At 72.8% G+C, this 12525-nt stretch carries 9 protein-coding genes and 1 pseudogene; 9 read left to right on the forward strand and 1 reads right to left on the reverse strand.

Annotated features, from left to right (window positions below):
- Positions 1–37 precede the first annotated feature (37 nt).
- From AFR_RS20735 to AFR_RS20760, 6 genes and pseudogenes are all read left to right on the forward strand, one after another.
- Positions 38–793: a response regulator transcription factor gene (locus AFR_RS20735; protein WP_023362757.1), complete on the forward strand. Its 756-nt coding sequence runs from the start codon at positions 38–40 to the stop codon at positions 791–793.
- Positions 790–2389, forward strand: a pseudogene (locus AFR_RS20740) (sensor histidine kinase); the annotation flags it as partial. The gene AFR_RS20735 and the pseudogene AFR_RS20740, both read left to right, overlap by 4 nt.
- The gene (locus AFR_RS20745) at positions 2367–3539 is read left to right on the forward strand and encodes an efflux RND transporter periplasmic adaptor subunit (protein WP_023362759.1); all 1173 of its coding nucleotides are present in this window, start codon (positions 2367–2369) and stop codon (positions 3537–3539) included. The pseudogene AFR_RS20740 and the gene AFR_RS20745, both read left to right, overlap by 23 nt.
- Positions 3536–4270: an ABC transporter ATP-binding protein gene (locus tag AFR_RS20750; RefSeq protein WP_023362760.1), complete on the forward strand. Its 735-nt coding sequence runs from the start codon at positions 3536–3538 to the stop codon at positions 4268–4270. Before AFR_RS20745 ends, AFR_RS20750 begins: the two co-directional genes overlap by 4 nt.
- Positions 4267–5466: an ABC transporter permease gene (locus AFR_RS20755; protein WP_023362761.1), complete on the forward strand. Its 1200-nt coding sequence runs from the start codon at positions 4267–4269 to the stop codon at positions 5464–5466. Before AFR_RS20750 ends, AFR_RS20755 begins: the two co-directional genes overlap by 4 nt.
- A gap of 8 nt (positions 5467–5474) precedes the next feature.
- Positions 5475–5993 (forward strand): hypothetical protein, encoded by a 519-nt coding sequence (locus tag AFR_RS20760; protein WP_023362762.1) that lies wholly within the window; start codon positions 5475–5477, stop codon positions 5991–5993.
- Here the strand turns inward: AFR_RS20760 and AFR_RS20765 are convergent.
- Positions 5990–6766, reverse strand: coding sequence for a thioesterase family protein (locus tag AFR_RS20765; protein WP_148308017.1), 777 nt, complete (start codon positions 6764–6766; stop codon positions 5990–5992). The two genes, AFR_RS20760 and AFR_RS20765, sit on opposite strands and share 4 nt — an antisense overlap.
- 166 nt (positions 6767–6932) lie before the next feature.
- Here AFR_RS20765 and AFR_RS20770 point away from each other — a divergent pair, with 166 nt between their 5' ends.
- The 3 genes from AFR_RS20770 (at position 6933) to AFR_RS20780 (ending at position 12518) form a co-directional block, all read left to right on the forward strand.
- Entirely contained in the window at positions 6933–9698 is a 2766-nt protein-coding gene (locus AFR_RS20770) for an AAA family ATPase (protein ID WP_023362764.1), read from the forward strand.
- Between the two features lie 89 nt (positions 9699–9787).
- Positions 9788–12016 carry a M4 family metallopeptidase gene (locus AFR_RS20775; protein WP_023362765.1) on the forward strand — a complete coding sequence of 743 codons (2229 nt, stop codon included), beginning with the start codon at positions 9788–9790 and terminating at the stop codon, positions 12014–12016.
- Positions 12017–12272: 256 nt separating this feature from the next.
- A complete protein-coding gene (locus AFR_RS20780; RefSeq protein WP_023362766.1) occupies positions 12273–12518 on the forward strand; it encodes a hypothetical protein in 246 nt (81 codons plus the stop codon).
- The last annotated feature ends 7 nt before the right edge of the window (positions 12519–12525 follow it).

Here is a 12525-nt window from a genome sequence, read left to right on the forward strand (position 1 = left end):
ATACGGAATTCAAAGGAAGCGCTGATATCTCTTCCGGGTGCATGCCGATACGCGCGGTTCCGTCGCCCTCAGTGAGCCCTCGCCGGCCCGTCCGACCCGGGTCCTCGTGGTCGACGACGAGCCCAACATCTCCGCGCTGCTGTCCGCGACCCTGCGGCTGGTGGCGTTCGACGTCCGGGTCGCCGAGTCCGGGCACGGCGCGCTGGTCACGATCGAGGAGTTCGACCCCGACCTGGTGGTCCTCGACGTGATGCTGCCCGACCTGGACGGCTTCGACGTAGCCCGGCGGCTGCGGGCCTCCGGCCGGGCCACCCCGGTGCTGTTCCTGACCGCGCGGGACGCCGTCGAGGACCGGGTCCTGGGGCTGACCGCGGGTGCGGACGACTACGTGACCAAGCCGTTCAGCCTCGAGGAGGTCGTGCTGCGGATCCGCGCGATCCTGCGGCGCAGCCGGCCGGAGCTGGACGGGCCCGCCGCCGCGGGTGTGCTGCGGTACGCCGACCTGGAACTCGACGAGGACGCCCACGAGGTCCGCCGGGCCGGGCGGCTCGTCGACCTGTCGCCGACCGAGTTCAACCTGCTCAAGTACCTGCTGGTGAACGCGGGCCGGGTGGTCAGCAAGGCGCAGATCCTCGACCGCGTGTGGAAGTACGACTTCGGCGGCGACGGGCGCATCGTCGAGTCGTACGTCTACTACCTGCGCCGCAAGATCGACAAGACCGATCCGCCGCTGATCCACACCGTGCGTGGTGTCGGGTACGCCCTGCGGCTCCCGCGCGGCGGCGAGGAGTGACCTCCCGGCTCCGCCGGCGTCCCCGACGGTGGAGTCACTGGACGCTGCGCTCGCGGCTCGTCCTGGTCGTCGGCGCTCTCGCGGCCGTGGCGCTGATCGCCGCCAACGTCGCCGGTCTGCTGCTGATCCGCAGCTATCTGCGGGACCGCATCGACGAGCAGCTCACCGGCATGGCGCGCCCGTTCGCCGGCACCCAGCGTCCGGAGCCCGCACCCCGGCCGCGGCAGTTCCGGCTCGGCGCCGACCAGGTCGTCTACGTCTACGGCCCGGACGGCACCCTCGATCCCGCCCGCAGCTCGGCCGTCGACGGCACCCGCCCGGCAGCCGAGGCCATCACCGACGTACGCGCCCGTGCCGCACAGGGGAAGCCGTACACGGTCGCGGCGGTCGACGGCAGCGCGGACTGGCGGCTGCTGGCCGTGCCGGCCCCGAACACCGGTGGTGTGGTCGTCATCGGCTCCTCGCTGATGGAGGTGGAGCAGACCGGCGACCGGTTGCTGATCATCGACGTCGGCGTCACCGTGCTGATGCTCGCGCTGCTCGGTCTCGGGTCGGCGTTCGTGGTGCGGCTCGGGTTGCGCCCGCTGACCGAGATGGAACGCCTCGCCACCGACATCTCCGCCGGCAACCTCTCCGGGCGGGTCGCGGACACCGACCCGCACACCGAGCCCGGGCGTCTCGGTGGCGCGCTCAACTTGATGCTGGCCCGCATCGAGGCCGAGGTGTCCGCGCGGACCGCCTCGGAGCAGCGGCTGCGGCAGTTCGTCGCGGACGCCTCGCACGAGCTGCGCACGCCGCTGACCTCGATCCGCGGTTTCGCCGAGCTCTACCGGCGCGGTGGTGCACCACCCGGGCCGCAGCTCGACGAGACGATGAGCCGCATCGAGGGTGAGGCCGGACGGATGGGTGTGCTGGTCGAGGACCTGCTGCTGCTGGCCCGTCTCGACCTGAAACGGCCGCCGGTGCTGCGGCCCGTGGACCTGCTCGAGATCGCCGCCGACACCATCCGGGACGCCCACGCGCGGGTGCCGGACCGGCCCGTACGCCTGGCCGCCCTCGACGACACCTCCGACACCTTCGTGCCGCCGACCGTGCTGGGTGACGAGCACGGGCTGCGGCAGGTCGCCACGAACCTCGTCGCCAACGCGTTGCAGCACACCACCGGCGGCGCCCGGGTGACCGTCCGGGTGGGGCGGGTCGCCGGGTACGTGCCCGCGGCCGGGGCGGTGCGGTCGGGGAACGTTGCTGCGGGGGTACCCCTGGCTGTCCTGGAAGTGAGTGACGACGGGCCGGGTGTGCCGGCGGACCATGCGCCGCGGGTCTTCGAACGGCTCTACCGGGCGGATTCGAGCCGGATGCGGGGGCGCGGCGGGGGTTCCGGTCTGGGATTGTCCATCGTCGCGGCGATCGTGCACGGGCACGGCGGCTGGGTGGAGCTCGACCCGGCCGGTGCGGGCGGCGCCACGTTCCGGGTGCTGTTGCCCGCCTCCGGCGACGACACCGCCTGAGGTTCCGAGGTGGCTCCCAGGCAATCCCGAAGATCCTCCGAGGGGGTGCCGCCACAGTGTCCGTCATGCCTGCGCCCCGTCTGGGTTCCCTGCGCCGTCCGTCGGTGGTGGTCAACGCCGTCCTCGTTCTGGTGCTCGTCGCCGGTGCCTTCTGGGCGTACGGGACGGTGTCCGGTCCGGACACCGGCACCGCGGCGGCCGCGTCCGTGCGGACCGTCGCCGTCCAGCAGGGCACCGTCACCGCTTCCGTCACGGCCGACGGCTCGCTCGAGAGCGCGAGCTCGGCCAGTGCCAGCTTTGTCACCGGTGGCACGGTCACCTCGATCTCCGTCCAGGTCGGCGACAAGGTCAAGAAGGGGCAGGTCCTCGCGAAGGTCGACCCGGCCGCGGCGAAGCGCACCCTCGCGGCCGCCGAGGCCGACCTCGACGCCGCGCGGGACGCGGTGACCCGCGCGGAGGACGCCGGCTCGGACACGTCGTCCGCGGAGAACTCGGTCACGCAGGCGCAGCTGGCCGTGGACGAGGCCGCCGCCGCGGTGACCGGCACGACGCTGAAGGCCCCGATGGCCGGGACGGTGGTCGCGGTCAACGGGACACTCGGCAGCTCGTCCTCACCCTCGTCCGGCGGCGGGCAGGCGGCCGAGGCGACCACGACGGATTCCAGCGGCTTCATCGACCTGGCCGACCTGAAAAAACTCCAGGTCACCGCGGCGTTCGCCGAGGCCGACGCCACGAAGCTCAAGGAGAAGCAGGCAGCCACCGTCACCTGGAACGCGCTGAGCGGCACCGAACAGAGCGCCAAGGTCGTCGCTGTCGACCCGCAGGCCACCACCGCCGACAACGTCGTCACGTACGGCGTCACCCTCAGCCTCGACCAGGTCCCGGCCGGCGCCAAACCGGGCCAGACCGTCTCGGTCTCCGTGGTGACCGGCAAGGTCGCCGACGCCGTCTACGTCAACGCGGCCGCGGTCACCACCGTCGGCAACCGGCACACGGTCACCGTGCTCGCCGGCGGCGTCCGGGAGACCCGGCCGGTCGAGATCGGCCTCGTGGGCGACCAGGCCACCCAGATCACCGACGGCGTGACCGCGGGGGAGCAGGTCGTGATCACCACCGCGAGCAGCACGACCGGCGGCAACACCGGTGGTTTCCCGGGCGGCGGCGGTCTTACCGGTGGCGGCGCCCCGCCCGGCGGCGGCGGGTTCACCGGTGGCGGCACCGGCCGGGGCACCCGATGACCCGCCCGGTCCTGGACGTCCGCGACCTGACCAAGATCTACGGTACGGGCGCAGCCACCGTCCACGCCCTGCGTGGTGTCACGCTGACCGTGGACCGCGGCGACTACGTGGCGATCATGGGCTCGTCGGGCTCCGGCAAGTCGACGCTGATGAACATCCTCGGCGCGCTGGACGTCCCCACGGCCGGCACCTACCGGCTCGACGGTGTCGACGTGAGCCGCCTCGCCGACCGGCAGCTGGCCCTGGCCCGCAACCGCCTCATCGGCTTCATCTTCCAGGCCTTCAACCTCATCCCGCGGACGACGGCGGTGGCCAACGTGGAGCTGCCCCTCGCGTACGCCGGGGTCAAGTCACGGCAGCGGCGGGAGCGGGCGATGGCCGCGCTGGAGACCGTGGGTCTCGCGGACCGGGCCCGGCACGAGCCGAACCAGCTCTCCGGCGGCCAGCAGCAACGTGTCGCGGTGGCCCGGGCCCTGGTCACCGAGCCCGCTCTGCTGCTCGCCGACGAGCCCACCGGCAACCTCGACACCCGCTCGACGGCCGACGTCCTGGAGGTCTTCGACCGGCTCAGCGCGGCGGGCCGCACGATCGTCCTGATCACCCACGAGCCCGAGGTCGGCGACCGCACCAAACGCCTGGTCCGCCTGGTCGACGGCCGGATCGTCACCGACGTCCGCCAGTCACCGCTCGACCGTGTGCCCGTCGGGGCTCCCGGGCGGCACAGCGCATGAGCTTCTCCGAGGTGGTGCGATTCGCCCTGCGCGGGCTCGCGGCCAACAAGGTCCGGTCCGCACTGACGATGCTCGGCATCCTCATCGGCGTCGCCGCAGTGATCCTGCTGGTCGCGGTCGGCAACGGCTCGGCCAAGGCCATCAGCGACCGCATCGAGGCGCTCGGCACCAACACGATCACCGTCATGAGCGCCGGCCGCGGCGGTTCCACCAGCACCGCCCTGACCACCGCCATCTCCGACGCCCTGATCGACCCCACACTGGCGCCCGACGTCGCCTCGGTCTCCCCGGTGGTCAGTTCCTCGGCGACCGTCACCTTCGAGGGCACCGACCACGAGGTCAGCCAGTTCGTCGGCACGACACCGAGCTGGTTCGCGGCGTCCAACACCCCGGTCGGCAGCGGCGCGGGTTTCACCGCCGACGACGAGGCTCAGGGCCGGCGGGTGGTGGTCCTCGGCCGGACCGTCGCCGAGGAACTGTTCCCCGGCACGGATCCGCTCGACAAGCAGGTCACCGTCGGCGGGGCGCTCTTCACGGTCGTCGGTGTCCTCGCGGAGAAGAGCTCGACCGGCTTCCAGGACAGCAACGACACCGCGATCGCCCCGCTCTCCGCGGTCCGCCAGGTCCTCACCGGGTACGGCGCCCTGACCTCGATCCTGGTCGAGGCGAAGAGCCCGGACCGGGTGGACGCCGTGCAGTCCGAGGTGGCGACCATCCTGAACCAGCGGCTGGACGTGACGCCGGGCAGTGCGACGACGCCGTACCGGATCCAGAACGCGTCTCAGCTGCTCGCCACGCAGACCGAGACCGCGGACACGTTCACCACGCTGCTGGGTGCGGTCGCCGCGATCAGTCTGCTGGTCGGCGGGATCGGCATCACCAACATCATGCTGGTGACCGTCACCGAGCGGACCCGGGAGATCGGCATCCGCAAGGCGCTGGGTGCTCCCCGGCGGGTCATCCTGACCCAGTTCCTGATCGAGGCCACGCTGCTGAGTGTCATCGGCGGCGCCCTGGGTGTGGCCGCGGCGCTGATCGGCAGCAGCTTCGAGATCGTCGGCGTGAAACCGGTGATCGTGCCCAGTTCCATCGGGCTCGCCCTCGGGGTGTCCATCGCGATCGGCCTCTTCTTCGGGGGCCTCCCCGCCGGCCGGGCCGCCCGTCTGCGCCCCATCGACGCACTCCGCTACGAGTGAGGACCGTTGTGACCACTGCCTCCGACGACACCGCCGTTCTGAACCCGGTGGCCGGCGACGACAACGACCTGGCCGCCGAGCTGGCCCGGGCCGCACCCCGCCGCTGGTGGAACCGCGGCACGCTGGTGCTCGGGGCGGTCGCCCTGCTGCTCGGCGGCTTCCTGGGCGGTCTCCAGATGCAGAAGCACTACGGAACTGCCGAGGCCGCGGCGACGCCGGGCAGGCCAGGCGGCGCCCGTGCTGCAGGAGGTTACGGCGGCTTCCCCGGTGGGGGCGCTGCACCGACCGCCCCGGCCGCTGCCGCGCCGACGACCGGGAGGGTGAAGCTGGTCGACGGCACGACGATCTACGTCGAGACCCTGGACGGCACGGTGGTCACGGTCCGGACCGGCGGCAAGACGACCGTGCAGACCGCCACCAAGGGCAAGTTCGAGGACGTCAAGGCGGGCGACTCGGTGAGTGTCGCGGGTGCGGCAGCAGCGGACGGCACGGTCACCGCCACCACGGTGACCAAGGCGAAGGGCTAACGCTTCGCGGGCCGTACCGTCAGGATCTGCTCGGCCCGGCCGACCGGCCCGTCGACGTCGTGGAGGACGGTCGAGGTCAGCCCCTGACCGCTCACGCCGAAGACCACACTCGTGTCCAGGCCCACCCACGGGCCGCTGGGCTGCCGGTGGAGGTGGATCGTCAGGTCCAGGTTGGGGAACAGCCAGTCCGCGGGAGACTGCCGCACGGCGATGCCGTTGGCGGTGTCGACCAGCGCGACGAAGGACGCCAGCTCGCTGACCTTCTCGCCGGCGATCAGGTCGGCGCGGCTGGAGATCCAGGCCGTCGTCCGGCCGGGCTGCGGCGTACCGACCGGCCGCACCTCCACCGAGGCGATGTAGCCGCCCTGCCACAGCTCGGAGAGCCGCCACGGCTCGACGGTTTCCGGACCGGGCAGGGCAGCGGGCTGACCACCGGCGACGGCGGAGGTGTCCGGGCAGGCCATCCGCCACATCCGCGCCCGCACGGCGGGCCGGCCCCGCGCGATGGCCACGGCCTCGACCAGCTCGATCGTCCGCCCGGGACGCACGACCTCGACGTGGACGTCGAACTCCTCCAGCTTGAGCACCCCGAGGATGTCCATGCTGATCCGGGTGACGACCATCCCGTCCGCGGGGTCCCGCGCCTGCTCGACGGCGTGCACCAGCAGACCCGTCATCGGGCTGATGTGCTGCTCGTCGACGGCCCACGCACCGCCCGTGGCCTCGGTGGCCCGGAACCGGTGCTCGCCGGTCCGCTCGAAGTAACTGATCACCACCCGAGCCTAGAACTCCAGCCCGGCCGGTCGGAGTGAGGCGGCGCCGGTGTGACCAAGAGCAAGAACTGACATATGCGCAACCATTGATGGCTGATCGCCGGGTTCCTAGGCTGATGTCGCTCGAGACATCGCCTACCTTGCGGAGACGGCCCTGGACATCCGCGTGCAGCCGGGCGCGACCGCCCTGTTCGGCCGGGCGTCGCTGCTGGCCGCCGTCGAGGCCCGGCTCGCCGCCGGGGGCGGTGTCGCCCTGCACGGCCCCGAGGGCATCGGCAAGACGGCCCTGCTCGACGCCGTCGCTGCCACCGCCGCGGCGCGGGGTGAGCTGGTCGTGCGGTTGCGGCCCGCGCCGGGTGAGCGTCGCCTCCCGTACGCCGGGATCGCCGATCTGGTCGCCCAGCTGCCCGCCGGTGCCGTGGAAGCCCTGCCGCCCGCGCACCGCGCCGCCCTGGCCGTGCTGCGCCAGGGCACCGCGCCGCGCGCCGGGGCTCCCGCGCTGGCCCGGCGGCTCGTCCTGCCCCGCCTGCTCGCGCACTGTTCGCGCAGCCGGTGCGTGCTGGTGGTCGTCGACGACGTGCAATGGCTCGACGCCGAGTCCGCGGAGCTGCTGGGTTTTGCGATGAGGCGGCGGCCCGGGCCCCGGGTGCGGGTGGTGGCCGCACAGCGCTTCCCCGACGCGGCCGGGCGGCACCGGGCGGCGCGCCTGTGCCCGGCTCCCGTCGCCGACCTCCTCGTCCCGCCGCTGGAGCCCGGCGACCTCACCGAGCTGCTCGAGGCCCGTGGCCTGCCCTGCCGCACGGCGAGCCGTCTGCACGAGGCCAGCGGCGGCAACCCGTTCCTCGCGCTGGAGCTCGGGGCCGTGGTCGCGCCCGGTCCGGCCTGGCGCTCGGCGGCGCTGCCGGAGGCCGCGCGGGCCCTGCTGCGCCGCCGGATCGAGGCGCTGCCGGCGCCGGTGGCGGGCACCCTGCTGGTCGCCGCGCTTGCCACCGAGCCCACGCTGACCGTGCTGGTCCGTGCCGGTCACGAGGACGCCGACCGGGATCTCCGGACGGCCGCCGCGGCCGGTGTCGTCGAGGTCGACGGTGAGGTCGTCCGTTTCACACCACCCGCGCTGAGGGTGGTGCTCGCCGAGGACGCCGGTGCCGCCCGCCGCGCCGGGGTGCACGACGCCCTCGCCAACGCCGCGCTCGACGAGACCGACAACGTGCGGCACCGGGCGCTGCGCAGCGGCCGGCCCGACGCCGACGTCGCCCGGGACCTGGTCGACGCGGCCGAACGAGCCCTGAAACGCGGCGACGGTCGCACGGCCGCCGAGCTCTACCTGCTCGCCGCCGACCGCTGCCCGCGCAGCCTGGCCGCCGAACGGTTCGACTGGCTCGTCGCCTCGGCCGGGACGGCCGTCACGGCCGGGGTTCCCGCGCTGGCCGGACGGGCCGCCGAGGCGGTGCTCGCCGCGGCCGACGCACCCGCCCGGCACCGGGTCACGGCCAGGCTCGTGCTGATCGACCTGGCCGGTCAGGCGCTCGCCGAGATGGGGGAGACGTTCGCCGCCGCGCTCAACGAGGCCGGCGACGACGTCACCCTGGTCGCTCCCGTCCGGCTCCGGCTGACCTGGGCCGCGATGCTCGCCGGTGACCCGTCCGCGGCGGCGACCTGCGCCGCCGAGTCCGCCGCGGCTGCCGCCCGGGCGGGTGACCTGTGCACCGAGGCGATGGCGCTCAGCGCGCTGGCGCAGGTGCAGCGGGTCCGCGGCGAGCCGCAGTGGACGCAGACCCTCGCCCGGTCCCTCGAGCTGCCCGCGCCGCAGCTCCCCGGCTGGCTGCACATGGGCCCGCGGTACGTCGCCGCCCGGTTCGCCCTGATGGACGACCGGCTCGACGAGGCGCGGGCCGAGCTGCTCACCCTGCTCGCCGTGGCCGAGCACGACCGCGCTGGTGAAGCCCTGGTCGAGGTGCTGCGCAGCCTCTCCGAGGTGGCCGGCCGGGCGGGCCGCTGCCGGGACTCCCTCCGGTACGCCCACCGCGCCGTGGCCGCGGCCCAGCAGGCAGGGCTGAGCCCGGGACCGACCTGGTACACCGCCGCCGTGGCCGAACTGACCGGTGGCAGTCTCGCCGCCGCGGCCGGGTATGCCCGCCGGGGCGTCCGCGCGTCCGAGCAGGAGGGTGACGCCCTCTACCTGCGGCGCAACCTGCACGCGCTGGGTCAGGCCGAGCTGCGCGCCGGGGAGACCCGCGCTGGGGTCGCCGCCCTGCGCCGCCTCCGCGAGCTGCAGACCGGCGCGACCGACCCGATGATCGTCCGCTGGCACGGTGACCTCGCCGGTGGCCTGGCCGCCCTGGGCGAGCACACCGAGGCTGCGGAGACGCTGGCCGAGGCCCGCACGGCCGCGCAGCGCCTCGGTGCGGCGCCCGGGGTCACCGGTTATCTGGACCGGGCCACCGCGGTGGTGCTCTCGGAGAGCGGGCACGCCGACTCCGCGGTGGTGCTGTCCGCGGCCGCCGCCCAGCACTTTGCGCGGCTGCACCAGCCGATCGAGCAGGCGCACGCCCTGCTCGTCCAGGGTGGAGCCGAGCGCCGCCGCCGCCGGTACGCCGCGGCCCGGGTCGCGATCGGCGCCGCGCTCACCATCTTCCTCGCCGCCGACGCGAAGCCGTGGACCGAGCAGACCGAGCGCGCGCTGGCCCGTACGGAAGGGGCGCCGACTGATTTCGGGCTCACGTCGACCGAGGCGCGGATCGCCGGGCTGGTCCGCGACGGCGCCAGCAACCGGGAGATCGCCAACCAGCTGTTCCTGAGCGTGAAGACGGTCGAGGCGACGCTGACCCGGGTGTACCGCAAGCTCGGCGTACGCTCGCGGACCCAGCTCTCCACGCGCCTCCCGGCGCCGACAAGGGTTTTCCCTGATTCGGTGACGGTCGTCGATGCATAGCGTCACTGCTCAGTCAGCCTGGTGCCTCCCGACCCCGGGACTCCGCGCCCAGGCCTCGCCCTGACCGGGTCGAGAAAAGGAGTACGAGCGTGGGACGTAAGAGACTCATCACAGCGTCGGTGGCCCTGGCCACCGGTGCGGCGCTGACGCTGGCGGCCGCACCCGCCACTGCCGGCCCGCAGCAGGCACCGAGCCCCGCACCCGCCCCCGCGGCCCTGGCCGCCTCCTCCGCCGACCGGCTCGTCGACAGCGCCGCCTCGGCGGGTGTGCTGCGCCGCGCCGCCGGCGACGATCTCAAGCGCACCGGCGTCGTGCAGGGCACGCGCGGTCTGCAGTACGTGACCTACGCGCGCTCCTTCAAGGGTCTGCAGGTCGTCGGTGGTGACGTCGTCGTCACCACCGACGCGGCCGGCGCGGTCAAGGACACCGCGGTCGCGCAGACGGCCGAGATCTCCGTGGGCACCACCGCGAAGGTCACCGCCGCGCAGGCGACCGCCACCGCGAAGTCCCGGCTGGCCAAGGTGGACAGGGCGGAGGCGCCGACGCTGAAGGTGCTCGCCTGGGGTTCGCCGAAGCTGGTCTACGAGGCTGTGGTCGAGGGCCGGACAGCCCAGAACAAGCCGAGCAACCTGCACATCTTCGTCGACGCCGTCACGGGTGGTGTGGTCGACCAGGTCGACTACGTGCGCGAGGGCACGGGCAACGGCTACTACTACGGCAACGTCACGATCAACACCTCGGGCTCCGGCAGCTCGTACTCCATGACCGACACGACCCGGCCGGGGCTGCGCTGCGGCGGGCAGGGCGGCACCGCGTACACCGGCACGGACGACGCGTGGGGCACCGGCTCCGGCACCAACCTGGAGACCGCCTGCGTCGACGCCCTGTGGGGCGCCCAGCGCGAGATCGACATGTTCTCGTCGTGGTTCAACCGCAACGGCATCCTCGGCAACGGCAACAACCCGCCGATCCGCGTCGGGCTCAACGACGTGAACGCGTACTGGAACGGCTCGTACGTGAACTTCGGCCACAACCAGGCGAACAACCGCCAGGCCACGCCGATCGACGTCGTCGGTCACGAGCTCGGCCACGCCGTCTTCCAGACCACACCGGGCGGCGCCGGCAGCGGCAACGAGAACGGCGGTATCAACGAGTCGACCGGTGACATCTTCGGCGCCCTGACCGAGGCGTACGCGAACAGCCCGCTCGACCCGCCGGACTACGAGGTCGGCGAGGAGGTCGACCTGGTCGGCCAGGGCCCGATCCGCTACATGTACAACCCGTCGCTCGCGGGCGACCCGAACTGCTGGTCGACCTCGATCCCGTCGACCGAGGTGCACGCCGCCGCCGGTCCGCTGAACCACTGGTTCTACCTGACCGCCGAGGGTTCCGCCCCGTCGGGCAAGCCGGCCAGCCCCACCTGCAACTCGACCTCGGTGACCGGTCTCGGCATCCGCAAGGCCGGCGAGATCTACTACAACGCGATGCAGTCGAAGACCTCGACGTGGAAGTACGCCAACATCCGTACCGCCACGCTCGCCGCCGCGAAGAACCTCTACACCCCCAGCTGCGCCGAGTTCAACATCGTCAAGGCCGCCTGGGCCGCGATCAGCGTCCCGGCGCAGTCCGGTGAGGCCACCTGCACCGGCGGCACACCGACGAACGACTTCTCGGTCTCGGCCTCGCCGACCTCGGGCAGCGTCGCGGCCGGTTCGTCGGCCACCACGACGATCGCCACCGCCACCACCTCCGGCTCGGCGCAGACCGTCGCGCTCACCGCCTCGGGCCTGCCGAGCGGGGCCACCGCCTCGTTCAGCCCGGCCTCGGTCACCTCCGGCTCGTCGTCGACCCTGACGATCGCCACCACCGCGTCGACACCCTCGGGCAGCTACACCGTCACCGTCACCGGTACGGGTTCAGCGACGCGCACCGCCACGTACACGCTGACCGTCACCGGCGGCGCGGGTGGCAGCTGCACCGGCACCAACGGCACCGACGTGTCCATCCCGGACGCCGGCTCGGCCGTCACGAGCACCATCACGATCAGCGGCTGCGGCCGCAACGCGTCCTCGACGTCGACGGTCGCGGTGAACATCGTGCACAGCTACCGCGGTGACCTGGTCGTCGACCTGGTGGCCCCGGACGGCACCTCCTACCGCCTGAAGAACAGCAGCAGCTCGGACAGCGCCGACAACGTCAACACAACCTACACGGTCAACGTGTCCTCCGAGGCCGGCAACGGCGCCTGGAAGCTCCAGGCCCGCGACATCTACAGCGTGGACACCGGATACATCAACACCTGGACCCTCACCCTCTGACCCCCGGTACGGCATCAGGAGGCCCGTGGCGACCGCCGCGGGCCTCCGTTGTGTCCGGGAACACGGCCGCGCGGCGAAAACGTCTGACCAGGACGTCCGCAACGGAGAGTGACCCGCACTACAGGGATCCGGTGGCCCCGGTCACTTCTGTATCGAGAGTTTTACCTGCTTGATTTGGTGCGGAAGCTCTCGGCCGGGATGGTTGTTGCAGGAAGCGACGAAGCTTTCGCCGTCACTGATTGTGAGGAGAAGGATCATGCAGCTCACCACCAAGATTCGCGACGTCCGCGTGAACCTGGCGAACCGTCGCACCGAGCGTGTCGCCCACCGCCGCCTCAGCGCGGAACTCGCGGCGTTCCAGACCCCGGCCGAACGCGCCGAGCTCGACTTCATCCTGGGCCGCCACACCCACGAGGAGACCCGCCAGATCCGCGAGATCCTCAACGCCCAGGACTACGAGCGCCAGCGTACGGGCAACGGCATCGGCAGTTATCGCGGCTGACGCCCCA

The sequence above is a fragment of the Amorphoplanes friuliensis DSM 7358 genome (assembly GCF_000494755.1).
Lineage (GTDB): Bacteria > Actinomycetota > Actinomycetes > Mycobacteriales > Micromonosporaceae > Actinoplanes > Actinoplanes friuliensis.

Excerpts from the sequence above, each read along its gene's own strand:
- AFR_RS20745 (WP_023362759.1), top strand. The coding sequence starts at position 2,367 with ATGCCTGCGCCCCGTCTGGGTTCCCTGCGCCGTCCGTCGGTGGTGGTC.
- AFR_RS20750 (WP_023362760.1), top strand. The coding sequence starts at position 3,536 with ATGACCCGCCCGGTCCTGGACGTCCGCGACCTGACCAAGATCTACGGT.
- AFR_RS20755 (WP_023362761.1), top strand. The coding sequence starts at position 4,267 with ATGAGCTTCTCCGAGGTGGTGCGATTCGCCCTGCGCGGGCTCGCGGCC.
- AFR_RS20780 (WP_023362766.1), top strand. The coding sequence starts at position 12,273 with ATGCAGCTCACCACCAAGATTCGCGACGTCCGCGTGAACCTGGCGAAC.